23 protein-coding genes are annotated in these 25,214 nt (G+C 64.3%); 12 read left to right on the plus strand and 11 right to left on the minus strand.

Translation table 11 applies throughout. The annotated features are described in order from the left end of the window. The 7 genes from PCE31107_RS23480 to PCE31107_RS22800 all read left to right on the plus strand — a co-directional run. The coding region (locus PCE31107_RS23480) for a hypothetical protein (protein ID WP_217425227.1) at positions 1-212 on the plus strand (212 nt) is incomplete at its 5' end. Positions 213-364: 152 nt separating this feature from the next. Beyond that, positions 365-1,318: a ketopantoate/pantoate/pantothenate transporter PanS gene (gene panS, locus PCE31107_RS22775; RefSeq protein WP_130027475.1), complete on the plus strand. Its 954-nt coding sequence runs from the start codon at positions 365-367 to the stop codon at positions 1,316-1,318. A 171-nt stretch (positions 1,319-1,489) separates the two neighbouring features. Beyond that, positions 1,490-2,251: a peptidylprolyl isomerase gene (locus tag PCE31107_RS22780; RefSeq protein WP_240756101.1), complete on the plus strand. Its 762-nt coding sequence runs from the start codon at positions 1,490-1,492 to the stop codon at positions 2,249-2,251. Between the two features lie 411 nt (positions 2,252-2,662). After that, on the plus strand, positions 2,663-4,048 hold the full coding sequence (locus PCE31107_RS22785; RefSeq protein WP_150610747.1) for a protoporphyrinogen/coproporphyrinogen oxidase: 1,386 nt from the start codon (positions 2,663-2,665) through the stop codon (positions 4,046-4,048). Between the two features lie 83 nt (positions 4,049-4,131). Further along, a complete protein-coding gene (locus tag PCE31107_RS22790; RefSeq protein ID WP_130027472.1) occupies positions 4,132-4,701 on the plus strand; it encodes an AfsA-related hotdog domain-containing protein in 570 nt (189 codons plus the stop codon). A gap of 42 nt (positions 4,702-4,743) precedes the next feature. Next, on the plus strand, positions 4,744-5,550 hold the full coding sequence (locus PCE31107_RS22795; protein ID WP_246181945.1) for a fatty acid desaturase family protein: 807 nt from the start codon (positions 4,744-4,746) through the stop codon (positions 5,548-5,550). Between the two features lie 13 nt (positions 5,551-5,563). After that, the gene (locus PCE31107_RS22800; RefSeq protein WP_150610749.1) at positions 5,564-7,060 is read left to right on the plus strand and encodes an FAD-dependent oxidoreductase; all 1,497 of its coding nucleotides are present in this window, start codon (positions 5,564-5,566) and stop codon (positions 7,058-7,060) included. 70 nt (positions 7,061-7,130) lie between these two features. On the opposite strand, the gene PCE31107_RS22805 is transcribed toward PCE31107_RS22800, so the two are convergent. Then, entirely contained in the window at positions 7,131-7,835 is a 705-nt protein-coding gene (locus PCE31107_RS22805; RefSeq protein ID WP_240756341.1) for a class I SAM-dependent methyltransferase, read from the minus strand. 267 nt (positions 7,836-8,102) lie between these two features. Here PCE31107_RS22805 and PCE31107_RS22810 point away from each other — a divergent pair, with 267 nt between their 5' ends. Continuing rightward, entirely contained in the window at positions 8,103-8,939 is an 837-nt protein-coding gene (locus PCE31107_RS22810) for a helix-turn-helix transcriptional regulator (RefSeq protein ID WP_246181946.1), read from the plus strand. A gap of 9 nt (positions 8,940-8,948) precedes the next feature. Here PCE31107_RS22810 and crcB read toward each other — a convergent pair whose 3' ends face one another. Together crcB and PCE31107_RS22820 are read right to left on the minus strand one after the other, a co-directional pair. Next, positions 8,949-9,347, minus strand: a complete 399-nt coding sequence (gene crcB, locus PCE31107_RS22815; RefSeq protein ID WP_130027468.1) for a fluoride efflux transporter CrcB — start codon at positions 9,345-9,347, stop codon at positions 8,949-8,951. 103 nt (positions 9,348-9,450) lie between these two features. Continuing rightward, entirely contained in the window at positions 9,451-10,140 is a 690-nt protein-coding gene (locus PCE31107_RS22820) for an orotate phosphoribosyltransferase (RefSeq protein WP_017234978.1), read from the minus strand. Between the two features lie 356 nt (positions 10,141-10,496). On the opposite strand from PCE31107_RS22820, the gene PCE31107_RS22825 reads away from it, so the two are divergent. Then, positions 10,497-11,735, plus strand: a complete 1,239-nt coding sequence (locus PCE31107_RS22825) for an MFS transporter (RefSeq protein ID WP_150610751.1) — start codon at positions 10,497-10,499, stop codon at positions 11,733-11,735. 313 nt (positions 11,736-12,048) lie between these two features. Beyond that, positions 12,049-14,328, plus strand: a complete 2,280-nt coding sequence (locus PCE31107_RS22830; protein WP_150610752.1) for an NADP-dependent malic enzyme — start codon at positions 12,049-12,051, stop codon at positions 14,326-14,328. Between the two features lie 136 nt (positions 14,329-14,464). Here PCE31107_RS22830 and PCE31107_RS22835 read toward each other — a convergent pair whose 3' ends face one another. Beyond that, complete coding sequence (locus PCE31107_RS22835) at positions 14,465-18,031, minus strand: indolepyruvate ferredoxin oxidoreductase family protein (protein WP_150610753.1); 3,567 nt, start codon at positions 18,029-18,031, stop codon at positions 14,465-14,467. 598 nt (positions 18,032-18,629) lie between these two features. On the opposite strand from PCE31107_RS22835, the gene PCE31107_RS22840 reads away from it, so the two are divergent. Both PCE31107_RS22840 and PCE31107_RS22845 read left to right on the plus strand, forming a co-directional pair. After that, positions 18,630-18,869, plus strand: coding sequence for a hypothetical protein (locus tag PCE31107_RS22840; protein ID WP_130027464.1), 240 nt, complete (start codon positions 18,630-18,632; stop codon positions 18,867-18,869). A gap of 200 nt (positions 18,870-19,069) precedes the next feature. Continuing rightward, positions 19,070-19,558, plus strand: a complete 489-nt coding sequence (locus tag PCE31107_RS22845) for an Lrp/AsnC family transcriptional regulator (RefSeq protein WP_017234984.1) — start codon at positions 19,070-19,072, stop codon at positions 19,556-19,558. A gap of 96 nt (positions 19,559-19,654) precedes the next feature. Here the strand turns inward: PCE31107_RS22845 and PCE31107_RS22850 are convergent, their stop codons facing one another. From PCE31107_RS22850 to paaB, 7 genes are all read right to left on the minus strand, one after another. Next, entirely contained in the window at positions 19,655-20,311 is a 657-nt protein-coding gene (locus tag PCE31107_RS22850; protein WP_150610754.1) for a GNAT family N-acetyltransferase, read from the minus strand. A 242-nt stretch (positions 20,312-20,553) separates the two neighbouring features. Continuing rightward, a complete protein-coding gene (locus PCE31107_RS22855) occupies positions 20,554-21,210 on the minus strand; it encodes a TetR/AcrR family transcriptional regulator (RefSeq protein WP_130027463.1) in 657 nt (218 codons plus the stop codon). A 9-nt stretch (positions 21,211-21,219) separates the two neighbouring features. Further along, positions 21,220-22,008 (minus strand): DUF1835 domain-containing protein, encoded by a 789-nt coding sequence (locus tag PCE31107_RS22860; protein WP_130027462.1) that lies wholly within the window; start codon positions 22,006-22,008, stop codon positions 21,220-21,222. A 191-nt stretch (positions 22,009-22,199) separates the two neighbouring features. Next, positions 22,200-23,288, minus strand: a complete 1,089-nt coding sequence (paaE, locus tag PCE31107_RS22865) for a 1,2-phenylacetyl-CoA epoxidase subunit PaaE (protein WP_130027461.1) — start codon at positions 23,286-23,288, stop codon at positions 22,200-22,202. An 85-nt stretch (positions 23,289-23,373) separates the two neighbouring features. After that, positions 23,374-23,949, minus strand: a complete 576-nt coding sequence (paaD, locus tag PCE31107_RS22870; RefSeq protein ID WP_026132152.1) for a 1,2-phenylacetyl-CoA epoxidase subunit PaaD — start codon at positions 23,947-23,949, stop codon at positions 23,374-23,376. A 79-nt stretch (positions 23,950-24,028) separates the two neighbouring features. Next, positions 24,029-24,832 carry a 1,2-phenylacetyl-CoA epoxidase subunit PaaC gene (paaC, locus tag PCE31107_RS22875; RefSeq protein WP_150610756.1) on the minus strand — a complete coding sequence of 268 codons (804 nt, stop codon included), beginning with the start codon at positions 24,830-24,832 and terminating at the stop codon, positions 24,029-24,031. Positions 24,833-24,881: 49 nt separating this feature from the next. Beyond that, positions 24,882-25,178: a 1,2-phenylacetyl-CoA epoxidase subunit PaaB gene (gene paaB / locus PCE31107_RS22880; protein ID WP_017234991.1), complete on the minus strand. Its 297-nt coding sequence runs from the start codon at positions 25,176-25,178 to the stop codon at positions 24,882-24,884. Positions 25,179-25,214: the final 36 nt, after the last annotated feature.

The raw sequence follows: 25,214 nt of genomic DNA on the forward strand, positions 1-25,214 counted from the left end.
AGGCGCCCAAGCGTCAGGGCGATGCACAACGCGCGGCCACACCGGCGGCCGGCGCAGCGCGCCAAGGTCGCGACGGCCGCACGGGGCAGACTGCCTCGCGCGGGCAAGGAGGCGGCGCAGAGCGCAGCGATTTCGCACAGCGTGGGCCGCGTCCGGCGCGTCGCGACGCGGCTGGCGGCGCCTTGCTGATGGGCAAGGCGAAACGCGACTGAACGGCTCAGGAAGGGCATCCGGCGCAAATTAAGTAAAATATTAAGCTTTTGCGCCCGGTGGCCCGGGCGTGGCAGGGACGATGAGGCGGCGAGCAAGGCGGCCTCATCGGCTCACCCGCGCACGTGCCGCATTCCCCTTCCCTGAGGATTTCATGATTGCCCGTATTACCCGGCTGTTCCCGTTGTGGGCTCTGCTGCTGTCCGTTTCCGCCTATTTCTCGCCGGGCAGTTTTTCCGGCGTTACGCCGCACGTCACGGCGCTCCTGACCGTGGTGATGTTTGCGATGGGCGTCACGCTCACCGTCGACGACTTCAAGCGCGTGCTCACGCGACCCGCGCCGATCGTCGCCGGGGTGGTGTTGCACTATCTCGTGATGCCGCTGGCTGCCTGGGTGATCGCGCGCGTGCTGCACATGCCGCCCGATCTGACGGCCGGCATGGTGCTTGTGGGCAGCGTTGCGAGCGGCACGGCCTCGAACGTCATGATTTATCTCGCCCGCGGCGACGTGGCCCTGTCGGTGACGATCAGCGCAATGTCGACGCTCGTCGGCGTGTTCGCGACCCCGCTGCTCACGCGCTTGTACGTCGACGCTTCCATCGTGGTCGACGTCGAGGGCATGTTGCTGTCGATTCTGCAGATCGTGGCGCTGCCGATTGGCGCGGGCCTGCTCATCAATCGCTATTTCGGTCGCGCGGTGCGCGCGGTCGAAGGCTATCTGCCGCTCGTCTCGATGGTCGCGATCGTGCTCATCATCGGCGCGGTCGTCGGCGCGAATCAGGGCAACATTGCCACGGTGGGGCCGTTGGTGATGCTCGGTGTCGTGTTGCACAACGGTCTGGGCCTGCTGGGCGGGTACTGGGGCGGTCGTCTGCTGGGCTTTGACGAATCGATCTGCCGTACGTTGGCCATCGAAGTCGGTATGCAGAACTCCGGCCTGGCGGCAACACTCGGCAAAATCTACTTCACGCCGCTCGCCGCACTGCCGGGGGCGCTCTTCTCGGTCTGGCACAACTTGTCGGGTTCGCTGCTCGCGGGCTACTGGCGTGGTCGTCCGACCGGCACCGCCAACGATGCGCCGGCGGTGGTCACACGTCCGTCTCACTGAGTGTTTTCGTGCGCCGCATGCGAGTGTGTGCGGCGCGCAACGGCCGCCCGCACCGTCATCGCGGGCATTTGCCTTTCTGACGCGCATCGCCTACAACTTCGATATACCGTCGCGCCCCGGCATGCGAAGCGGCGCGACCGGTGGCAGTCAATGTTTTGGCGGGAGTGCGTTATGTCTTTGCGAGTCAACGGAATTGTCATCGACGCACGCCGCGTCGCCGATGAGATCGATCAGCATCAGGACGAGGCCGATCCGGAGGTCGCCGCACAGCACGCGTTGGTGAGCCGCGAATTGCTGCGCCAGCGCGCATTCGACTTGCGTTTATTCGACGAGAACGATGCGATGCCCGCGAGCGACGACGCTATCGTCGATGCACTGTTCACGCGGGACGTTCAAGTGCATCGTCCCACCGACGCCGAATGCCGGGCCTACTTCCACGAACACGCCGGCCAGTTCCGTGTAGGCGACCGGGTGCAGGCGAGTCATATTCTGTTTGCGATGTCGGCGAGTGTGCCGCTGTCGACGACCTTGGAGCGGGCGCAGTCGGCACTGGATGCCGTGCGCGCCAATCCCGATTCGTTCGAAGCGGTGGCGCAATCGATGTCGGATTGCCCGTCGGGTCGCACGGGCGGAAGTCTAGGTATGCTCGCGCGTGGCAGTGGCGCACCCGAGTTTGAGTTGGTGCTATTTTGCGGCGACCGACTTGGCGTGGTGCCGAGACTGGTCAACACGCGCTACGGCTTTCACGTTGTGCGGATCGAGCGCCGGGTGAAGGGGCACATGCCGCCCTACGAACGCGTGGCTGAGCGCATCGCCGCGCAGTTGTACGAGCAGGCGCGTGCGCGGGCGTTGCGGCACTACGTGGCGCTGCTCGCCGGTGTCGCCGACATTAGCGGTGCCAACGACGATGACGGACCGGTGCGTGTGCAATAGCGTATGGTCGGCTGTCGGAACGGCGTGCGTGTCCTGCCAAGTGCGGCAGGGCGAGCGAGTGTATCGATGGACTGATCAGGCAACGTCGTAGCGTCCAGTGTTGTGCTCCGAAGGGCTGGGTTCTGTGTCAGACAGAACCCAGCCCTTTCGTTTTTCCGCGCCACGCAGCGCGTTCGGTGAGGCAGCACACCGCGCCCGCGTTGCCGTCGTCATGTGCCATCCAATGATTGGATTGGGGTCCAACGAGTTGCGGCGTCCACGTTTGCGCTCGCTCGTGTAGAGCACTATCAGTGACCGCCCGATGGGATGCAAACGATGAACCGCGTTCGCCTATCCTTAGGATGTCGTGATATTCAAGTGTCAATTTCACGATACTTAAAGCATGCCTAATGAACATGCGGGGGATCCCTGATGGCAACCACTGCGACGTGCGCCGTCGTTGGCGGCGGCATTTCCGGCATTGCGGCTGCACATTATCTACGCGACGCCGGCCTTCATGTCGAGCTTATCGAGCAGCACCGGTCCCCCGGTGGCCGGATCACCACTGCGACGCTCGACGGCGACCGAATCGATCTCGGCGGCAAGAACATCGGCCGGCACTATCTGCGCTTTCGCAAGCTCGCGCACGCCCTCGGACCCTTCGCGTTCGAGCCGTTCGGCATTAACACATCGCGCATTCGCGACGGAAAGATCGTCACGCTCGACAGCACGCGCCGCCTTGGCAGCACGCTTGCGTATCTGCGCGGTTGTCCTGCGGCGGATGCCATGCGCCTTGCCGCGCTTTGCGCGCGCGTGTGGCTCGACGCGCGTAATCGGTTCCTGGACGGACCGTCATTTGCCCGGCTGGCGCGAGATGCCGACGATGCGCCGCTGGCTTCGCATTTCAGCCCGGCGTTCTGTCGCGCTGTGGTGCGGGCAATGTCGGTGCGAATGAACGGTGCGGAGCCCGACGAAATTCACCTCGGCAATTTCGGCACTCACCTGGGCATGTGGCTCGACACCTATGATCAGCTCGAGGCGGGCATGGGGGCGTTTATCGGTGCGGCGACCGCACCGCTGGAGGTGCGATTCAATGCCCGCGTCGAGCGGCTCATGGTGCGTCACGGACGGGTTTCCGGTTTGCAGGTGCGGCAATTCGATGGGCGAACCGATCATCTGGAATACGACCATGTGGTGCTCGCCACGCCGGCAGGGGTGAGCGCGGATCTGCTGCGCGAGCACGACGCGGCACTCGCCGCCGCGCTCGACGAAATACGCTATTTTCCGGTGCTCGTGGTGGTGGCCGCTTACCGCCGGCCGATATTCTCCGCGAACGTGCGCGGTCTGTCGTTCGGCCCGGACAACGCACTGAGCAACGCCGGCGCCTACGGCATCGACAGACTCGACCGCGTACGCTACACGTTCAGTGGCCGCAAGGCGCGCGCCGTCATCGCAAGTGCGCGAAGCGCGGGCAGCCTTGCCGGGCCGGAAGCCGACGCATTGCTTGATCTCGCCGAGACGACCTTGCGCCAGTACGTTCCCGTGGAACGGGCCGACCGGCGCGACGTTGTCGCGCATCTTTTCGATCCGGGGTTGTGTGCGTACGCGCCGCATCACTATCGGCTGCGCGCATGGCTCGACGATCGGCGCCATGACATCGACGGTCTTGCCTTCGCCGGCGATTATCTGCGCGGCGCGTCGATTGAGGCGTGCATGCTCTCCGCGCAGGAGGCGGCGGTTCGCATCGCCCAGTCGCACCTCGCGCATGATCTACGCGCATCGCGCGCCATCGATTACGGCTTCCACGCATCGTCTTAAGTCCAGCATCGATCCCCCAGGCCAGCTCGCCGTCAACCCGGTGGGCCAGGTTCCGTCCCCCCCATTGTCTGAACGGAGTCGCCATGAACCTTCAAACTTCCGTGACCGGCCGCCCTGCCGGTACCTCCGATGTCACCACCGCCGACGCCTTTGCCATGCCGGGCAAGCTCGACCGGGCGATGGTTCACAAGACGAATCCGGTCAATGTCTTCGTCGCGTCGATCGAGCGGGCGCAAGCCACACCCGAGGGGCACGATACCTTTACCGCTGTGCTTGCGATCGATCCGAACCACGCGTTCTTCTTCGAACATCCACTCGACCACGTTCCCGGCCTGATGATGATCGAAGCCACTCGCCAGACCGGCACTGCGATCTCGCACCGCTTCTACGAGGTGCCGCACGACCTCGTCTTTGTCCTCAATTCGCTGGAAGTCACCTTCGAGCATTTCGCCGAGCTGCACGCGCCACTGTCGGTGCGATTCGTGATCGTCGCCAAAACCTATCGTCATGACCGCTTGTCCGCGCTGGCCTGCGAAACACAGTGGCTGCAGTTCGGCCGCCCACTGGGCACGATGAACGCGCGCTGGAGCTTCTCTTCGCCGGCGCTGCTTGCCCGCTTGCGTCACTCGGCCAAGACGGGTGACATCCATTGAATCGCGTCGACGGCGATGAGCCGTGCGTTGCAGGGAGGCATCATGAGACATCTCGCCCGACTTCTGGGCCTGCGCTACACCGAAGATCTTGCACCGCTGGCGCTGGTGGCCGGCGCGGCATCGTTGCAGTGGGCGGCCTATTTTCTCGTGCGCGATCCGTGGGTGGCGATCGCGTGCGCGACGGTGCTCCTGTTGCCCCAGATTGCCGTCTCGACTGCCGTACATAACCAGTCGCACATGGGCATGTTCGCGGGGGCCTGGGCCAATCGCGTGCTGGAATGGGTGATGGCCCTGGAAACCGGCATGTACGCGGCAAAGTTTCGCCTGCATCACAGCCGAGGACATCACCTGCACTACACCGAACCGGAGCGGGATCCGTCGCGCTGGATCGACGCCGGCGGTTGCCGGATGTCGCGGCTGGCTTACGTCACTCACTATTTCCTGACATACGACTATCACGTGCTGCGCATCGGCCGGACCTGTACGCGATTGCGTCGCCGCTGCCTCTGGCAGGTCGCGGCCAGCAACCTCGCATTGGTCGCTTTGCTGTTTCACGACCCGCGCAATGCGGTGCTGTTTTTCGTCGTGCCAAGGATCCTGGTCTGGCTGAACTTCATTCACATGACGTACGACGATCATATCGATCTCTACGCCAGCGATCCGTTCAAGGCATCGCACACGAAGGCCAACCGGTGGCTCAATCTTGTGTTCTTCAACAACGGCTATCACCTCGCGCATCACGTGCGGCCGGGCTTGCACTGGAGCCGGCTACCTGAATTCCATCGGCAGATTGCCCACCGGATCGACGTGCCGCCATCGTCGACGCCATTGAATCGCTGGTTCCGATAACGAGGGGTGAATCATGACGGTTTCATCGACGCGGGCGCGCCGCACGCCCACCGACGCCCCATCGACCGCCTGGCGTGCCATCGTCGTTGGCGCAGGCATGGCGGGCTTGCTCGCCGCGCATGCACTCTCGGGGCACTTCGATGAAGTGTGGCTCGTCGAGCGCGACGAGCTGCCCGAGTCTCCCGACCCGAGGGCAGGCGTGCCGCAGGGGCACTATGTGCATCAACTGCTGATGCGGGGGCGCCGAACGCTCGATGCGCTGTTTCCCGATCTGGGCCAGGCCTTGCTCGAAGCGGGCGCGGTGCCGCTCGACTGGTATCGGTCTGTGCGCTGGTTCGGTGCCGCGGGTTGGATGCCGCCCGCAGGCGAGGGCTTCGTCACATGGTCGACGAGCCGTGGCCTGCTCGAGTTCGCGGTGCGCCAGCGCGTGCTCGCCAAGCGGAACGTTCGTGTTCTGACCGGCTGCGACGTCACGGGGTTGCGTTTCGATGCAACGCTCGCACGCGTTTGTGGCGTGACGATTCGGCGTCGCGCGGGCGGATCGTGCGGACAAGCCGAAGATGCCGAAGATGTCACGACCTTGCCGGCCGCCTTCGTTGTCGACGCGAGCGGTCGCAACTCGCATGCGCCGTCGTGGCTGCGAGCGATGGGCCTGGACGCCGTACGCGAGACCGTCGTGGATGCCCGTGTCGGGTACGCGAGCCGACTCTATGCGGTGCCAAAGCCGTCGGTCCGGCGCGACTGGCAAGCGCTGGTGGTGCACGGCCGGCCACCCGAATGCCTGCGCAGCGGCACGATCTTCCCCATCGAGGACAACCGGTGGATCGTCACGTTGACGGGGGCCGGCGGCGATTATCCGCCGGGCGATGCCGACGGCTTCCTGGCGTTCGCGAAAAGCCTGCCGGTGTCGACCCTCCACGAAGCGATTGCCCACGCCGAGCCGGTCTCGCCGATCCGTCAGTTTCGCCGGACGGAAAATCGGTTACGCCATTTCGACGAAATGCGGCGCTGGCCCGCGGGCTTCGCGGTGCTGGGCGACGCCGCATGCAGCTTCAATCCGGTGTACGGGCAGGGCATGACGATTGCGGCATTGAGCGCGGTGGCGCTCGACGCCCATCTACATGTCTTTCGTCGCGCCAACGATGCCCCGGGTGGCCTGGCCTTGCAGCGTGCCCTCGCCCACGTGGCGCAGCGCGCGTGGATTTTCGCGACCGGCGTCGATTTACGTCAGACGGGGGAGCGGGGCGCCACGCATTGGCGGGCGCGGCTCATGCAACATTACGTGGAGTCGCTGCTCGGTCTCGCCGTCGACGATGCCGCCATCTACCGGCGCTTTCTGCGCGTGATGCACATGGTCGAACCGCCGTCCGCGCTGTTCACCCCCTCGGTGACGGCGCGGGTTGCCTGGCGGATTGCCGCGCAGCGCGCGGCGCTCGCATTTGCGCCGCGACGTTCCGCATCGCGTTACCCACGTGATTTGGCGGGGGTGAGAAAAAGCGGACAAAAGTGATCGCTGGTAAAAGAGAGAGCGGGCGCGTCGCTACGAGGGATCGCGCTCGCCTGCCGCTACCTCCCGACGTTCAACCGGCAATCAGTTCGAGCGTCAGCGTGTCGAGCGTGAACGAGCCATCGTCCTGAATCCTGAAATGACGACGCACGTCGTCGGCCATGGCCGTTTGCAGCGCGCGAATGGCCACCTGCATCGGCGCTGGCGTACGCATGCGCGCGGTCCACGTCTTGAAGTCAAGATCGAGTGTGCGCGGCGTGAGCGATGCCACCGATAATCCCGCTCCAGCGGCCATCGTCAGCCATTCGCTCGCGGCGTAGTTGCGCACGTGCGACGTATCGCGCAACACTTCGACCGCTTGCAGATACGTGTCGAACAGCGGCCGCCCCGTCGAGGCGACGTCGCAGATCACGACGCGTCCGCCGGGCTTGAGCACGCGACGCATCTCGCGCAGCGCGGCGCCCACGTCGGCCCAGTGATGCGCACTGTATCGGCTGAAGACGAGATCGAAGCTGGCATCGGCGAACGGCAGCGATTCGGCCGCGCCCAGTTGCGTGTCGACGTTCGTCAGGCCGCGCCTGGTCGCCTCGCCTGCGACCACGCCAAGCATGTCGGCGGACAGATCGTAGGCCACGACGCGCGCGACGTGCGGCGCCGCGAAGAAGCTCACGTGTCCCGCGCCGCACCCCAGGTCGAGTACCTGCGCACCCGGATGCGCGCGAGCGATCGCGGCGAGTTGCTCCAGATCGGCGCCCTGCGCGTGATTGGCACTCGTCAGATAGGCCGATGCCTGCGGGCCGAACTGACCGGTGACGACGGCGTTATGGCCATGATGCGCGTGGTGGGTGTCCTGCGCCCCTGCGGGGGCGGTGGACGAACCCGGGCGGGAAGGGAATGACGGGGTTTCGCTCACGGTGAGTCTCCTACGTGGGTGGGGCAGGGCGCGATGCAAGGGGAGTCGGCCCGCCCGGGCGCTTGCGCGATGTGGGTCAGTGTCACGATAATGGCTCGTCAATACCGGTACAAGTTACCTATTTATCCTGGTATGAAAACTACCCCTATCCCTAAGCGCGACTTGGCGCCTGACGCGCCGGCCCCTCACGGTGACGACGCGCGCCAGCGTCGCGCGCTTGGCGACTTCTTGCGCGCGCATCGCGAGCGGCTGACCCCGGCGGCCGCCGGACTGCCGCCTTTGGGGCGGCGTCGCACGCCGGGATTGCGGCGCGAGGAAGTGGCGCAGTTGTGCGGCTTGTCGTCCACCTGGTACACCTGGATCGAGCAGGCACGCGACGTGTCGATCTCGGCGGGCGCACTGGCGGCCGTTGCCGGCGCGCTGCGGCTTTCGCGTGCCGAACGGGCCTACCTGTTCGATCTGGCGGGCAAGCGCGATCCGGAGCGCGGTGCCGTGCCGTTGCCGCACCATGCGTCGGCACAGGTGCAGGCGGCCGTCGCCGCCGTGGCGGCTCCGGCGTATGCGCTGGATCGATGCTGGGACGTCCTCGCCTGGAACGCGGCCGCCGCCGACATCTTCCATGGCTGGCTCGACGCCCCGGGGGCGAAGAACCTGCTGCGCTACATCTTTCTCGACGCGGGCGCACCCACGTTGATTCAGGATTGGGAGCGTCGCGCAAGACGCGTCGTTGCGGAGTTTCGTGCCGAATGCAGTGCCTACCTAGACGATACGCCCGTGCGCGCCCTCACGGACGAATTGCAGCGCGACAGCCGCAGGTTCGCCTCGCTCTGGTCGCAGCAGGATGTCGTCGAGCGAGAAGGCGGGCGGCGTGGCTTTCATCACCCGGTGCGCGGCGATATCGATTTCGCGCAGGTCACGTTCCGCCTGTCGGGGCACGACGACGTCAAGCTCGTGATGTTGCTGCCGTAGTGCGGTTACTTAGAGGGCTGGGCGCAACCATTGTATGAGCAGCGTGATGCTGGCCATGCCGAGCAGGGTCATGACGAGCGAGCCCCCGACGTGAACCGCCACGGTGAGCGACGCCCAGCCCATCTGCCCTTCGCGTAGCAGGGTGGCGACTTCGGCGGAGAAGGTGGAGAACGTTGTGAGGCCGCCGAGAAAGCCGGTAACGATCAACAGTCGCCACTCGACAGGGATCGACGGAAAGTGGCTGAAGAGGGCGACGGCGACGCCGATCAGGTAGCCGCCCACGAGATTGGCGACGAGTGTGCCGAGCGGGAGCGTCGGCAGGATCGCATTGAGCTGTACGCTCAGTGCCCAGCGCAATAGTGCGCCTAACGCTGCCCCGATGCTGATGGCGAAGACCGACGCGAACATGGGTGACTCCTCTGCCGAACGGATGCAGCTAAAAAAACGGCCGACCTTTTCAGGCCGGCCGTTCTCGCCTCTCAAGCGAATACTACGGGCATTGCCACGAGACTCAGTCCTTCGGGAACGACGTGGCGCCGCCGTGCGCGCCCGACCATTCGGCCGGTGCGTGCAGGAATTTCTCGACCTCGTCGAGCGTCTTCGTGTCGAAGTGGTTCTGCTGCTTGGCAACGCGCAGCACGTCCCACCACGTGGCGAGCGAGTGCAGCTCGACATCGATGTCCTTGAGCACCTGACGGCTCTCCGGGAAGATGTCGTAGTGGAAGACCACGAACACGTGATTGACCTTCGCACCGGCGTCGCGCAGCGCCTTGCAGAAGTTGATTTTGCTGCGGCCATCGGTCGTCAGGTCTTCGACGAGCAGCACGCGCGAGCCTTCCGGCAGATCGCCTTCGATCTGCGCGTTGCGGCCGAAGCCCTTCGGTTTTTTGCGAACGTACTGCATCGGCAGCATCAGCTTGTCGGCGATCCAGGCCGCGAACGGAATGCCTGCGGTCTCACCGCCGGCGACCGTATCGAACTGCTCGCAGCCGACGTCCTGAATGATGACGGCCTCGGCGAAGTCCATCAGCGTACGGCGCACGCGCGGGTACGAGATCAACTTGCGGCAGTCGGTGTACACCGGGCTGGCCCAGCCCGACGTGAAGATATACGGCTTCTCGGCGTTGAAATGCACCGCGCCCACTTCGAGCAGGATCTTGGCGGTGATGTCGGAAATCGCCTGGCGGTCGATGCCAATCATGATGCGGTTCCTAAGCGTAGCTGCCCGCCGTGCGGCGCGCAGCCAGGAGTCATGGGTGAGTCGGCGGGGACCGTAGCGCAGGGCGCTGCGGCAGGACGCCGTCTAAGGCGGCGGGTCAGCACGTCTGGCAACGACCGACCGGCGCTTAAGCGCGAATTATGCCACAAGTTTCAGCAAACGCGCGGTCAATTATGCACGGAGCGTATATTTTCCATTCAACAACTCCGCACGATGTTAGCGCACGGCGCATATTGAAACCCGCTACCGACAGATTAATCCAAAAAAAGAGACAGTTGCCGGCGCTTAATGTCAGGCATACACTCACGCCCAAAATTCCGACCTGAAGAAACGCGCCCATGCCTAACGATGCCTCGCCCTCGCTCGCCGCACCGGTTGTGCCGCACGATACCGCCTACGCGAACCGCGCCCTGTGGGCGTCGGCCATCGGCTATGCCATGGACGGTTTCGATCTGCTGATCCTCGGCTTCATCCTGCCGGCCATTGCGGCCGATCTCGCGCTCACCGGCGCCCAATCGGGCGCGCTCGTCACCTGGACCCTCGTGGGCGCGGTCGTCGGCGGCATTGTCTTCGGCATGCTCTCCGATCGCTACGGGCGCGTGCGCGTGTTGTCGTGGACGATTCTGCTGTTTGCGGTGTTCACGGGCCTGTGCTCGCTCGCGCAGGGCTATTGGGATCTGCTGGCTTACCGAACGATTGCCGGTATCGGACTGGGCGGCGAGTTCGGCATCGGCATGGCGCTCGCGGCGGAAGCTTGCCCGCCGGCGCGCCGTGCGCGGGCATCGTCGTTCGTGGGGCTGGGGTGGCAGGCCGGGGTGCTTGCCGCCGCGTTGCTCACGCCGTTGCTGCTGCCGCACATCGGCTGGCGTGGCATGTTCGCCGTCGGCCTGCTGCCGGCAGTCGTGTCGTTCATCATGCGTCGCGCGCTCGGCGAGCCCGAGATGTTCCTTGCACAACAGCGGCAGCCGCGCGAACTCGCGCCGCTCAAGCTGCTGGTCAAAGACGGCGCGACCACGCGCGCGAGCCTCGGCGTGGCGATTCTGTGCTCGGTACAGAACTTCGGTTACTACGGCCTGATGATCTGGATGCCCTCGTATCTGTCGAAGACGTTCGGTTACTCGCTCACCAAGTCGGCCATGTGGACGGCGGTGACGGTGCTGGGCATGGCATTCGGCATCTGGCTGTTCGGCCGTCTGGCAGACCGCCTCGGTCGTCGGCCGACGTTCATCGGCTACCAGATCGGCGCGGTCGTGATGGTGTTCGTCTATGCGCAATTGCATACGCCGTTCTCGCTGCTGATCGGCGGCGCGGTGATGGGCATGTTCGTGAACGGCATGATCGGCGGCTACGGCGCGCTGATCTCGGAGCTGTACCCGACCGCGGCGCGTGCTACGGCGCAGAACGTGCTGTTCAACATCGGCCGTGCCGTCGGCGGTTTCGGGCCGCTCACCGTCGGTGCGCTGGCGGCGGCCTACTCGTTCAAGCTGGCGCTGGTCTTCCTCGCGAGCATTTACGTGCTCGATATTCTCGCCACGCTTTTCCTGATTCCGGAGCGTCGCGGCGAAGCGCTGCAGTAACCTCTTTTGCCCGCTACGCCGCCCGCGCAGGCGGCGTCGAGCTTTCGGCGCAAGGTGTACACTTTGCGTCCTGCGGTGCATCCGGCGCACCGCAAGCCCCACGGTCCGACGCGCGCGAGCGCGGCATGCAGGATCGGGGGACGCGTGGCGGCCATCACGCCGCCGCGCGGTGAAGAACCCCGTCGACGACACAATCGCCGAATCCCTCCGGTTGGCTCTTCCCCCGCCGTGATCCGTCAAAAGACGGCTGAGTCCACGCGCTGCCCGCATGCGGCACGGACCCGGTCGTCGCCCTGTCCTTAGGTATCGAGATATGGATGAACAACTGAAACAAAGCGCCCTGGCGTACCACGAGAATCCGCGTCCGGGCAAAATCTCGGTGACGCCGACCAAGCCGCTGTCGAACCAGATCGATCTGTCGCTGGCCTACTCTCCCGGCGTGGCCTACGCCTGCGAGGCGATTGCCGAAGATCCGCTCGCTGCCAATCGCTACACGTCGCGCAGCAATCTCGTCGGCGTGATCACCAACGGCACGGCCGTGCTTGGCCTGGGCAACATCGGTCCGCTCGCCGCCAAACCCGTGATGGAAGGCAAGGGTTGCCTGTTCAAGAAGTTTGCCGGTATCGACGTGTTCGACATCGAACTCGCCGAGCATGACCCGGACAAGCTCGTCGAAGCGATCGCCATGCTCGAGCCGACGCTCGGCGGCATCAACCTCGAAGACATCAAGGCGCCCGAGTGCTTCTACATCGAGAAGAAGCTGCGCGAGCGCATGAAGATTCCCGTCTTCCACGACGATCAGCATGGCACCGCCATCATTGCCTCGGCCGCGATCCTCAACGGCCTGAAGGTCGTGGGCAAGGACATCGGCCGCGTCAAGCTGGTGTGCTCGGGCGCGGGCGCCGCCGCTATCGCCTGTCTGGACCTGCTTGTGAATCTCGGCCTGAAGAAGGAGAACATTCTCGTTCTCGATTCCAAGGGCGTGATCCACACCGGCCGCGACAAGCTCGACGAGAGCAAAGCGCGCTACGCCGCGGCGACCGATGCCCGTACGCTGGCCGATGCGAGCAACGGCGCCGACGTCTTCCTCGGCTGCTCGACCGCCGGCGTGCTGACCGGTGACATGGTCAAGACGATGGGCACGAAGCCGCTGATTCTCGCGCTCGCCAACCCCGAGCCGGAAATCCGTCCGGAAATCGCGAAGGCTGCGCGCCCGGACTGCATCGTCGCGACCGGCCGTTCGGACTACCCGAACCAGGTCAACAACGTGCTGTGCTTCCCGTTCATCTTCCGCGGTGCGCTCGACGTCGGTGCGACCACCATCACGGAAGAGATGAAGCTCGCCACCGTGCGCGCCATCGCCGAGCTGGCGCAGGAAGAAGAGCAAAGCGAAGAAGTCGCGCGCGCCTATGAAGGCCAGTCGCTCGAATTCGGGCCGGAATATATCATTCCGAAGCCGTTCGATCCGCGCCTGATCATCAAGATCGCGCCGGCCGTGGCGCAAGCCGCGATGGACTCGGGCGTGGCCACGCGTCCGATCGCCGACATGGACGCCTACCGCGAGCAACTTGGCACGACCGTGTATCGCACCGGCTTCATCATGCGCCCGGTGTTCGCTGCCGCTCGTGCCCGCTTCGGTAACGACGCGGCGCGCATCGTGTTCGCCGAAGGGGAAGACGAGCGTGTGCTGCGCGCTGCCCAATTCGTGCTGGCCGAGCGCATCGCCAAGCCGATCATCATCGGCCGTCCGGCCGTGGTGGAAATGCGCCTGCGCAAGATCGGCTCGAAGCTCAAGCCGGGCGTTGATTTCGAGATCGTGAATCCGGAAGACGACGCGCGTTATCAGCGTTGCTGGCAGGCGTATCACGACCTGGGTGCGCGTCACGGTGTGACGCCGGAAGTCGCCAAGGCCGCCATGCGCAAGGACAACACGCTGATTGGCGCGATCCTCGTGCATCTGGGCGAAGCCGACGGCATGATCTGCGGCATGATCGATACGTACCACCGCCATCTGGATGTGGTCGATCAGGTGCTGGGCCGTGCCGCTGGTGTCGAGAATTACGCGGCAATGAACTTGTTGATGCTCGAGAAGCGCAACCTGTTCATCAGCGACACGTACGTCAACGAGACGCCAACCTCGGAGCAGCTCGCCGAGATGACCGTGCTCGCCGCGAAGGAAATCGAGCGCTTCGGCATCGCCCCGAAGGTGGCGCTGCTCTCGAACTCGAACTTCGGTAGCGTGAAGTCGGCTTCGGCACAACGCATGGCCCGCGCCTGCGAGCTGCTTGCCAAGCGTGCGCCATCGCTGGAAGTCGACGGCGAAATGCACGGCGACGCCGCGTTGTCGGAGTCGGTGCGTCGTGCCGCGTATCCGGCGTCGCGTCTGTCGGGCGAAGCGAACCTGCTCGTCATGCCGAACGTGGAAGCGGCGAACATCACGTACAACCTGCTCAAGATGACGGGCGGCGAAGGCGTGACGGTGGGCCCGTTCCTGCTCGGCTGCGCCAAGCCGGTTCACATCCTGACGCCGGCCGCGACCGTGCGCCGCATCATCAACATGACGGCCGTGGCTGCTGCCAACGTCATTCGTTGAGCGTCAGGACGGATAAGGCGCCGCGGATGGTGCGGCGCGCATGTCCGCGTACGGTGCGCTAGCGCATGAAAAATCCCGCCAGACGCTCACGCGCTGGCGGGATTTTTATTGGACCGACGGGTGACGGGTCGGCAGGTCAGGCGGCAGCGCGATGCGAATCGCCATCGCGGAACTGCGTGAGTAGCTTCGTCCACTTGATGCGCGTGGCGGCGAGGTTCTGCTCCTTGACGTGCCCGTAGCCGCGAATCTCCTGCGGCAACTCCGCCAATTGCACCGCCAGCGGCAGATTGTGCTCGTTCAGGCGCGACAACAACTCATTGACCAGCGCTTCATACTCGCCGATCAGCGCCCGCTCCGTGCGACGCTCTTGCGTTCGGCCGAAGATATCGAACGCCCCGCCACGCAGCCCCTTGAACTTCGCGAGCACGCCGAACGCCTTCATCATCCACGCGCCATAGGCCTGCTTGATGAGATGACCCTTGTCGTCGTGCTTGGCCAGCGACGGCGGCGCCAGATGGAAGCGCAACGTGAAGTCGCCTTCGAACTGCTCGTTGAGCTTCTTCATGAAGGCCGGGTCGGTGTAAAGGCGGGCCACTTCGTACTCGTCCTTGTAGGCCATGAGCTTGTAGAGCCCCCGCGCGACCGCTTCGGTGAGCGGCATCGGCATGCCCTCTGGCGTGAGTCCGGCTTCGGCCGCGCGCACGCGATCCACTGTTTGCTTGAAGCGCTCTGCGTAGGCACGATCCTGATACGCCACGAGTTGGTCGTAGCGACGCTCGATCAAGCGGTCGAGCGCACGCGGCGTGTGCAGCGTGATCAGCTTGCCTCCGGCGGCCGCCGGCTCCGGTGCCTCGTTCTGCTGCGCAAGCTTGCGTACGCTCGCCAGATCGTGCGCGGCACGACGTCCCCACTCGAACGCTTGCTTGTTCTTCTCGACGGCCACCCCGTTGAGTTCGATGGCGCGCGTGAGCGCTGCGTACGAGAGCGGCACCCAGCCCTTCTGCCATGCGTAGCCCAACACGAATGGGTTCGTGTAGATGGTGTCGCCGAGCAGTCGCAGCGAGAGGTGATTGGCGTCGACGAAGTCAACGTTCTCACCGGCAGCGGCGCGGATGTCGTGCTCCGTGCTCGTGCCGGGGAAGCGCCAGTTCGGATTGCGGATGAAGTCGGCCGTCGGCGTATGGGCGCTGTTGACCACGATGTTCGTCACGCCGTGCTGCACGCGTGAGAGCGTGTCGTCGCTCGCCGTCGTAATGGCGTCGCAGCCGATGACTACGCGGGCGTCGCCCATGGCGATGCGCGTGGCATGAATGTCTTCCGGCTGCAGGGCGATCTGCACGTGGCTCGTCACCGCGCCACCCTTCTGGGCGAGGCCGGTCACATCGAGCGTGGTGACGCCCTTGTTCTCCAGGTGTGCGGCCATGCCGAGCAGTGCGCCAATGGTGACCACGCCCGTGCCGCCCACCCCCGTTACGAGAATGCCGTACGGACGTGCGATGGCGGGCAGCGCCGGTTCCGGCAGCGGCGGCAGCTCGCTGCTGTCGACCTGCGCCGTCTTGGGCTTGCGCAGCTGACCGCCTTCGACCGTCACGAAGCTCGGGCAGAAGCCGTTCAGGCACGAGTAGTCCTTGTTGCACGTCGACTGGTTGATCTGACGCTTCGTGCCGAATTCCGTCTCCAGCGGCTCGACCGAGAGGCAGTTCGACTTCACCGAGCAATCGCCGCAACCTTCGCAGACCGCTTCGTTGATCACCACGCGCTTTGCCGGATCGGGGTAGGCGCCGCGTTTGCGACGGCGGCGCTTCTCGGTCGCGCACGTCTGGTCGTAGATCAGGATCGACGTGCCCTTGACCAGACGCAGTTCGCGCTGCACGCGGTCAAGCTCGTTGCGGTGGTAAACCGGCACATCGCCGACGAGCTTCACGCCGTCGTACTTCTCGGGCTCGTCCGTCACGATGACGATCTTCGTCGCGCCTTCGGCATCCACCTGCGCCACGATCTGCGGCACCGTCAGCGTGCCGTCGACCGGCTGGCCACCGGTCATGGCGACCGCGTCGTTGTACAGGATCTTGTAGGTGATGTTGACCTTCGACGAGATCGCCGCGCGAATCGCGAGCAGGCCCGAGTGGAAGTACGTACCGTCGCCCAGATTGGCGAAGATATGCTCGTCGCACGAGAACGGTGCCTGACCGATCCAGGGCACGCCTTCACCGCCCATCTGCGAGAACGTGTCGGTGCGCCGATCCATCCACACGGTCATGTAGTGACAGCCGATGCCGGCGATGGCGCGCGAGCCTTCGGGCACGTTGGTCGACGTGTTGTGCGGACAGCCCGAGCAGAACCACGGCTTGCGCTCGACGGCCACGCGCGGCTTGGCGAGGGCTTGCTCCTTCGCCTCGATCACGCGCAGGCGGGCGGCGATGCGCTCGCGCACGTCGCTCGGCAACTCGAACTTTTCCAGGCGCGTGGCAATCGCCTTGGCGATCAGCGCGGGCGAAAGTTCGTAGTGGGCCGGCAGCAGCCAGTTGGCCATCGGCACCGACCATTCGCCGCCGGCGCCGTCCTTTTCGTCGAACTTGCCATACACGCGCGGGCGCACGTCATCGCGCCAGTTGTACAGTTCTTCCTTGATCGCGTATTCGAGGATCTGGCGCTTTTCCTCGACCACGAGAATTTCCTGGAGCCCTTGTGCGAACGCGCGCGCACCCTGCGCTTCGAGCGGCCACACACAGCCCACCTTGTACAGACGAATGCCGATGCGCTGACACGTGGCTTCGTCCAGCCCCAGATCGGCGAGCGCCTGACAGACGTCGAGATAGGCCTTGCCGCCGGTCATGATGCCGAAGCGCGCATGGGGCGAATCGATCATCACGCGATCAAGCTTATTGGCGCGCACGTACGCAAGGCCCGCGTACCACTTGTAGTCGAGCAGACGCGCTTCCTGCACCAGCGGCGGGTCGGGCCAGCGAATGTTCAGGCCGTCGGGCGGCATGATGAAGTCGTCCGGCAGGTGGATGTCGACGTTGTGCGGATCGATCATCACCGAGGCCGACGACTCGACCACGTCCGTCACGCATTTCATCGCGACCCACAGGCCCGAGTAACGGCTCATGGCCCAGCCATGCAGGCCATAATCGAGATACTCCTGCACGTTCGACGGATACAGCACGGGAATGCCGGCGGCCTTGAAAACGTGCTCGGACTGGTGCGCGAGGGTGGAGGACTTGGCCGCGTGGTCGTCGCCCGCGAGCACCAGCACGCCGCCGTGCTTCGACGAGCCGGCCGAGTTGCCGTGCTTGAGCACGTCCATCGAGCGGTCGACGCCGGGGCCTTTGCCGTACCACATGGAGAACACGCCGTCGTATTTGGCGGGGTACAGGTTCACCTGCTGCGACCCCCACACGGCGGTCGCCGCGAGGTCTTCATTCAAGCCGGGCTGAAAAACGACATGATGGCTGGCGAGGTGCTGCTTCGCTTTCCATAGCGACAGATCCAGCCCGCCCAGCGGCGAGCCGCGATAGCCCGATATGAAGCCTGCGGTGTTGAGTCCGGCCGCGGCGTCGCGCGCCTGCTGCAACATCGGAAGCCGGACCAGGGCCTGAATGCCGCTCATGTAGGCGCGACCGCGCTCGAGCGTGTATTTGTCGTCGAGCGTGACCGATTCCAGTGCGGCCAGCAAGCTCGGATTGACGGGGGCGTTCATGGGGTGTGCTCCTCACTCTCACTGATTTTGGGATCGCCAAAACTTCCTGCCCCTCCCGCTCTCGTGAAGCAGGACGGCAGCGGTGAATGCCGGCCTCTGATTGTTGCGTGCCCGGGGACTCACTTGCGTGATGCCACCAGGCGAGCGGGGGCCTTTTTTGTATTGCGCTCACCGGTCGAACTCATGGTAGCACCGGTGTCATGGCATTGCCTGACGGGGACGGTGACGTCTCATCGGTGACCGATCCAGCGAAGTATAACGATCATTGTGACGTTTACGTAAACGTCAGATAGCTGTCGTATACCCTCGTCGATGGGTTGGCTGTGTCGCGCCGCGTCGTGTCCACCGATGCGGTATCGCGACGACGGGCGGCTTTCGGATTTCACCTCGAAGTGGCGCGATTGTGTCGCGATGATGTCGACAACCGTACGCTTGTCAGCCTCTTCTGACGCGCGTGGGTAACAACGTGTAACGGTTAGCGGCGGGAGGGAACGGCGCGGGCAGAATGGTTACTAACGCTTTACCCGACACGTTGGGTACGTACTTTGCGCACAGTCAGTGCGCGTTGCAATGCCGCAATACGTAAGAAGGAGTCACTGTGAATCAACGAAACATCGCCAAATTCCTGTTGGTTTCCGCTTCGTTTCTGACCTTGGAAGTGAGCGTCGCTCGCGCCGACGAAATGGCGCGCGACACGACGGCCGAACCCATTCCGATCGTTTCCCCGGTTTCCCCGGTGGCCCCGATCACGCCGCCGCGCTCCACGCAATCGCCGCAGCGTTACGAAGGCCCGCTCGACCAGCGCACGATCGATCCGCGAGAATTCCAGCGTCGCTGAGGCGACCCGATATCCCACAGGCGTCGCCCACCGGCGATGCGCCCCGATACCCTAAGGCGCCACCACACCCGGTGGCGCTTTTTTTGTCCCGAGCGCCTTTGCTGTAATCTCCCGTAATCATCGAATCAGGGAGATGGATTCCTTGAGATTGGCATTAAGCGCAATAATATTGCGAACTATTAGCAATAACGGGGAATAATGTGCCAAAACTCGAACTGGACAAGATCGATCGCCGCATTCTCGCCTTGCTTCAAAGCAATGGCCGGCTGTCCAATCTCGAAATCGCAGAGCAGGTGAGACTCTCGCCGAGCCCATGCTTGCGACGCATCCGTCGCCTGGAGGAAGCGGGCGTCATTCGCGGCTATGTCGCCTTGTTGGAGCCCACGCGCATCGGCCTCGGTCTGCTGGCCTACGTCAATGTGCGGCTCGACAAGCGCCATCCTGGCGATGGGCAGGGGGGCTCGGTCATCGAACATTTCCGCGCCGTGGTCGATACCTGGACGGAGGTCGTCGGCTGCTATGCGATGGCTGGCGACATGGACTACCTGCTGCGCGTGCACGTGCGCGACATGGCACACTTCTCGCGCTTCATGCAGGCGCAGTTGCTAGTGCATCCGAGCGTGGTCGACGTCAAAACGAGTTTCGTCCTCGATCAGCTCAAGGAGACGACAGCGCTGCCGCTTCCGTAAATCGGCGGTGGTCTCGGTGGTCGCTATTCTGACGCAAACAAAAAACCCGGCCAACTGACCGGGTTTCGTTTTTTCGGGGAGGCGTGGATGTGCGGCTCACGCGGCGCGCTGGTTCGGCAGGAGTGCGCCGAACAGGCGGCGAGCGGTGCGAAGCTGACGCTTGACCGCGTAATCGAAGGTGGCGACCTGCTCCTGCATCATTTCCGAGACCATCGACTGCGTGTCGGCGGGGGGCAGGCTCAAATAGCCGTCGGCCTCGCCGTAAGCGTAGTTGATTTCCATGCCGGCCTTCTTCGCGATGCGCATCATGCGGGCGTTGCGCGAGAGACAGTGCATGTAAAGCGTGTCGACGCGCTGGTTGCGGCAGTGGATCGTGGCGCGTTCGAACAGACGCGAGCCAATACCGCGGCCACGGGCCGATTCGAGCACCGAGACCCCGAATTCTGCGACACGCCCGTTCTTGCCTTCCGGCAGATGGGCAACGTGAGCGACCGCCACGAGGGCGAGATTGTCGTCGTACACGCCAAAAACACTGTCGCGCGAGAAGTCGAGGCTGGCGACGTAACGCGTGATCACGTCATCGGTGACGATCTGGCCGAAACGCAGCAGGCGGTCTTCTTCGCCGAGCGCCAGGAAGTGGCGCTGGAGTCGATGGATGTCGCCGGAGGTCAGCTCGCGAATCAGCACGCTCGACCGCTCGTTGGCGGCAACCGTCGCGCGTGCGACGTCGGGCGTGGGGTTCGGGGCAGTCATGGCGCAATCCTTGGGTATTCTTTAGTGCGTGCACTGGATTGTGCGACGCAAAAGAATTATACCTGATTGGCTAGGTGAAAACCCTAGTTTGTGGCGGGAACGTCTGGAGGGAAGAGTCTAAGTCTCTGAAGAACCGCGCCATTTCTCGATGTCAGCCCCAATGACGTTCGGCAGCGAGTTGCTGCGAGGCAACAAAAAAGGGCGATATATCGCCCTTTGTTTTTCAAGTGAGTGAATGCTCGCTAACTACGCGACGGCACCACTGCTGCAGGGATGGCGGGTTCGATCCCGCCCGGCAGCGGGGTGACGAGCCCGTGTTCGAGCACGGCGATCACCTCGTTGGCGAAATCGCGATACCGCATGCGACCGCCGGGCTTGAGCCATGTGAAGGTCCAGTTGATCATGCCGAACAGCATCATCGTGAGCGCGGTCTGATTGTGCTTGGTCACCCGGTCAGGGAACGCTCGCGAGAGTTGACGCGCAAACGCGGCGACCACGTCACGCTGACGATTGAGCACGATCTCGCGTTGCTCGTCGTTGAGAAACTTCACGTCGTTGAGCAGTGCAATATGACGGGTCTGCGACGTCTCGTACTCATCGAGAAAGGCGCGGATCAGTTCATGGAACGTATCGCGCTCTGACAGCCCGCGGCGTTGGCCGAGCGCCTCGACCTCGGTGACGATCAGCATCAAGCGCTTGGTATAGCGCTCGAGCAGATCGAACAGGATGGCGTCCTTGCTCGCGTAATAGTGATACAACCGGGCCTTCGACGTGCCGCACGCGGCGGCCAGTTCGGACATCGACGCGCTCGGATAGCTCGCATGAGCGAACGCTTCGGCGGCGACGTCGAGAATTTGTTCGCGCTGCGATTCGTGATCGGGCGCTTTGGTACGTGCCATAAACGGGGGTTACTCCAGTCGTAGATCGCACGCGGCCGGCGCCGTGGTGTCGCCGCGCAACGCGAGCCGGCCTGCCGCGCCGAGTTCGCGGCAGCGCCACAGCAGAAAACTGTCGGTCGCAAAAAAGCCTTCGAAGCGTGGCATCGCTTCGCCGAGAAAGGCAGCCATGGGTGTCCACGCGACGGGCGCCAGACCGAGAATCTGGTCATCGATTTCGGCGAACGTCGCGCCTTCGAACGTGTTGTTCACCCAGCGTCGGACCTGCGTGTTCGCCTGCTTGAGCGCGCGCCATTCCAACGACAGACGGCCAATGCGCAGCAGCGAGATCGGAGCGATACGTGCAAATCGCTCGGCCAGCACCTCTGGCGCGTACATGCCAACGCTCGTGCGTCGCGTGGCGTCGTGCGGCGTTCCGGGCGTCGCCAGATCGCTGCCACGCAACACGATCTCGTTCAGGCGTGCGGGCGTATTGCGCAACATGAAGGCCACGCGTCGCAGCGTGAGCTGGTCCGACGCACTGTCCCCATGCCAGCAGACCACCGCACTGTCGCCCTCGACCAAGCGTTGCAGCGACGCCAGTTCCTCGCGCAATTCTCCCGCGTAGTCGCGCCCGGCAGACGGCAGCACGCGTTGCCAGAATGCCGCCCGCTGCCGCTCGTTCTCGTCGATCTCGCGCAGCGGACCAATGGCCAGATCGTCACGCAGGACAAGCACGGGATCGGCGCGAAGCGCTTGCGCCATCGCCGCGCGCAACTGCTGCGCGGCGATATCGCCACAGACGACATGGATGGTATTCATGCCCGCTAGTTTACGGTATTCCCGCAACCTCGGGTTGACGCTCCCGTAATGCCCGAAATAATCGGGGCATTGGCGGGATTTCACGCCTGTTCCCGCCGTGTTGACGCAATGTTCGCACAACTTGGCAAACAGACGTTCGATTCGCCGGCCCCGCCGGCGCGGCACTGGCGAGTCGAATGCTCAACGCAGATTCAGCGCTCGTCGTAGCTCACCACAACGCGTTCCGTGAGGGGCCGTGCCTGGCACGTCAACACGAAACCTTGCTCGACTTCGTAGTCTTCCAGCGTGTAGTTTTTGTCCATCGTCACTTCGCCCTCGAGCACCTTGGCGCGGCACGTGCAGCACACGCCGCCTTTGCAGGCGTACGGCAGCGACAGACCGGCGGCAAGACCGGTATCCAGGATGCTCTGGCCCTCATACGGCTGACGCAGGCGGCGCTCCTTGCCGTCCATGACGACGACCAGCTCCGCCATCGGCGTATCGTCAGTGATGACGACCGGCTTCGCAGCGACCTGCGGCGTCGGCACGCCGAACCGTTCGACATGGATCTTCTCCTTGGCCACACCGGCGGCATGGAGCGCGGCTTCGGCGGCGTCCATCATCGGGCCGGGGCCACAGATGAACGCTTCGTCGATACTCGATGCCGGAATGAGCGTCTCAAGGAAAGCCGTGCACTTGTCCTGGTTGAGCAGGCCGTTGAACAGTTCCACCTCCTGGGCTTCGTCCGAGAGTACGTGATACAGACGCAAGCGGCCCAGATAGGTGTTCTTCAGGTCTTCGAGCGCTTCGGCGAACATGATGGCGGGCACCGCGCGGTTACCGTAGACCAGGGTGAACTGGCTGTGCGGCTCGGCGGCCAGCGTCGTCTTGATGAGCGCGAGCATCGGTGTGATGCCCGAGCCGCCGGCGAAGCCGACATAGTGCTTCGTGTGATCGGCCGACAGACGCGTGAAGAAACGGCCATCCGGCGTCATCACATCGATCTGTTGCCCCGGCTTCAGCTGATCGTTCGCGAAGTTCGAGAACTTGCCGCCCGGCACGCGCTTGATGCCCACGCGCAATTCGCCCGTGGCGTCGTAGTCGGGCACCCCGACGCAGATCGAGTAGGAGCGACGCGCTTCTTCGCCGTCGATCTCGGTCTTGAGCGTGAGGAACTGCCCCTGCGTGAAGCGATAGGCGTCGCGCAACGCGTCCGGCACCGTGAAGGCGATGGAGATGGCGTCGGCGGTCTCGGGCCGGATTTCGCGGATGGTCAGCGAATGGAATTGCGGGGTCGTCATCGTGGGCTTCCTTGATGCTCGGGTGCGATTGCCGCCGGGCAAAGTGTCGGCATCGCTACGCGCGAAGCCGGATCAATCGGGTCTATCAATAAGGCTTGAAATAGTCGAACGGCTCGCGGCACGTACGGCAACGGTAATGCGCTTTGCAGGCCGTCGAACCGAATGCGGATACCACTTCGGTGTCGGACGAGCCGCAATGCGGGCACGTCACGCCGTCTTTCGGGCGGCCGTAGAACGTGATCTTGCGGGGCGCGTCGGCGGCCACGGCGTGCGTGCCCGTGGGCGGCGCAATGCCGTAGCCGCGCAGCTTTTCGCGCGCCTCGGGGCTGATCCAGTCCGTCGTCCAGGCGGGGGCGAGCACCGTCGTGACGTGCCACGGACCGAGGCCCGCGCGCGTCATGGCAGCGTCGATGTCCTCGGCGATCTGTTGCATCGCCGGGCAACCCGAGTACGTCGGCGTAATCACGATCTCGAATGCCGCGCTACCGCTGGCGTTTGTGACAACGCGCACGTCGCGCAGGATGCCGAGCTCACGAATCGACACGACCGGAATCTCCGGATCGGGCACCGCTTCGAGCGTCTGCCATGCGAGCGGCAGCGACGCCTCCGAGGCCGGCGTGAGCACGTCGGGCGCAACGGGGGGAGTGAGCGGCAGATTCATGGTCGTATCGGCGAAGTGAGCGACGAAGGAAGCGGCGAGCGAATTCATCGTAGGCATGACGTGCGCGGCGAGCCGTGGCTTACCAGGTCGCGCCGGGATGCTGGCGAGCCAGCCCCTGCATCTCGCCGAGCAGATAGCTCATGTGCTCGGAGTGATGACCGAATTTGCCCGTGCTCTCGAACGCGCCGCCGACCGGTGCGTCGAGCGTTGCCTCTTGCAGCGCGTCGCTCACCGTGGCTTGCCATGCGTCCTTCAGGCTGGCCATCGCGACGCCGGTGCCGGCGGCGGCCACGGCGTCTTCCAGTGCGTCCGGCTTGAAGATCTCGTTCATGTACGGCATCAGGTAGTCGAGCGCGGCCTGCGCGCGGCGGTGCGATTCCTCGGTGCCGTCGCCGAAGCGCGCCAGCCAGTCGCGCGCGTGGTGCAGGTGGTAGTGCGCTTCCTTGACCGACTTGGCGGCGATGGCGGCGAGATCGTCATCCGTTGACGCTGTGAGGGCTTGCCACACATCGACCATCAGCGCCGAGTAGAGGAAGTTGCGCACGATGGTCACGGCATAGTCGCGCTCTGCGGCCGTCGTGCCGGCGGTCGGACCGTAGTGGGGCAGTTCCACGAGCGTCCAGTTGCGGAACGCGAATTCGTCGCGCCAGAAGGCGTAGTCGTCTTCCTGTTTCGCGATGCCGGTGAGCGCGGTGTCGATCTTGGCGGCATGCTGATACAGCATGCGTGCCTGACCGATGAGATCGAGGCTCAGGTTGGTGAGCGCGATGTCTTCTTCCAGCACGGGGCCGTGACCGCACCATTCCGCATTGCGCTGACCGAGGATCAGCGCGTTGTCGGCGAGGCGCAGCAGATAGGACAAATGTTCCTGCGTCGGTTTCATGTTCTGGGGTCTCGCATGGGGCGCGCCGATCAACGAGGCGCGCTGCCGCTTACATGTGGTTCACTTCTTCCGGCAACTGGTAGAAGGTCGGATGGCGGTAGATCTTGTCGGCGGCCGGATCGAACAGCTCGGCCTTGTCTTCGGGGGCCGACGCCGTGATGGCGGCGGACGGCACGACCCAGAGGCTCACCCCTTCCTGGCGGCGCGTGTAGACGTCGCGCGCCATATGCAGCGCCATCTCGGCGTCGGCGGCGTGCAGGCTGCCGCAGTGCTTGTGTTCGAGGCCCATCTTGCTGCGCACGAACACTTCCCAGAGGGGCCATTCCTTGCTGCTTGCTTGCGTCATGATCGTTCCTGATGTCTTGTAAGGGGCTGCCTGTGA

Source organism: Pandoraea cepalis (genome assembly GCF_902459625.1).
In the GTDB taxonomy this organism is placed as follows: domain Bacteria; phylum Pseudomonadota; class Gammaproteobacteria; order Burkholderiales; family Burkholderiaceae; genus Pandoraea; species Pandoraea cepalis.

Excerpts from the sequence above, each read along its gene's own strand:
- panS (WP_130027475.1), top strand. The coding sequence starts at position 365 with ATGATTGCCCGTATTACCCGGCTGTTCCCGTTGTGGGCTCTGCTGCTG.
- PCE31107_RS22780 (WP_240756101.1), top strand. The coding sequence starts at position 1,490 with ATGTCTTTGCGAGTCAACGGAATTGTCATCGACGCACGCCGCGTCGCC.
- PCE31107_RS22785 (WP_150610747.1), top strand. The coding sequence starts at position 2,663 with ATGGCAACCACTGCGACGTGCGCCGTCGTTGGCGGCGGCATTTCCGGC.
- PCE31107_RS22790 (WP_130027472.1), top strand. The coding sequence starts at position 4,132 with ATGAACCTTCAAACTTCCGTGACCGGCCGCCCTGCCGGTACCTCCGAT.
- PCE31107_RS22795 (WP_246181945.1), top strand. The coding sequence starts at position 4,744 with ATGAGACATCTCGCCCGACTTCTGGGCCTGCGCTACACCGAAGATCTT.
- PCE31107_RS22800 (WP_150610749.1), top strand. The coding sequence starts at position 5,564 with ATGACGGTTTCATCGACGCGGGCGCGCCGCACGCCCACCGACGCCCCA.
- PCE31107_RS22810 (WP_246181946.1), top strand. The coding sequence starts at position 8,103 with ATGAAAACTACCCCTATCCCTAAGCGCGACTTGGCGCCTGACGCGCCG.
- crcB (WP_130027468.1), bottom strand. The coding sequence starts at position 9,347 with ATGTTCGCGTCGGTCTTCGCCATCAGCATCGGGGCAGCGTTAGGCGCA.
- PCE31107_RS22820 (WP_017234978.1), bottom strand. The coding sequence starts at position 10,140 with ATGATTGGCATCGACCGCCAGGCGATTTCCGACATCACCGCCAAGATC.
- PCE31107_RS22825 (WP_150610751.1), top strand. The coding sequence starts at position 10,497 with ATGCCTAACGATGCCTCGCCCTCGCTCGCCGCACCGGTTGTGCCGCAC.
- PCE31107_RS22830 (WP_150610752.1), top strand. The coding sequence starts at position 12,049 with ATGGATGAACAACTGAAACAAAGCGCCCTGGCGTACCACGAGAATCCG.
- PCE31107_RS22835 (WP_150610753.1), bottom strand. The coding sequence starts at position 18,031 with ATGAACGCCCCCGTCAATCCGAGCTTGCTGGCCGCACTGGAATCGGTC.
- PCE31107_RS22850 (WP_150610754.1), bottom strand. The coding sequence starts at position 20,311 with ATGACTGCCCCGAACCCCACGCCCGACGTCGCACGCGCGACGGTTGCC.
- PCE31107_RS22855 (WP_130027463.1), bottom strand. The coding sequence starts at position 21,210 with ATGGCACGTACCAAAGCGCCCGATCACGAATCGCAGCGCGAACAAATT.
- PCE31107_RS22860 (WP_130027462.1), bottom strand. The coding sequence starts at position 22,008 with ATGAATACCATCCATGTCGTCTGTGGCGATATCGCCGCGCAGCAGTTG.
- paaE (WP_130027461.1), bottom strand. The coding sequence starts at position 23,288 with ATGACGACCCCGCAATTCCATTCGCTGACCATCCGCGAAATCCGGCCC.
- paaD (WP_026132152.1), bottom strand. The coding sequence starts at position 23,949 with ATGAATCTGCCGCTCACTCCCCCCGTTGCGCCCGACGTGCTCACGCCG.
- paaC (WP_150610756.1), bottom strand. The coding sequence starts at position 24,832 with ATGAAACCGACGCAGGAACATTTGTCCTATCTGCTGCGCCTCGCCGAC.
- paaB (WP_017234991.1), bottom strand. The coding sequence starts at position 25,178 with ATGACGCAAGCAAGCAGCAAGGAATGGCCCCTCTGGGAAGTGTTCGTG.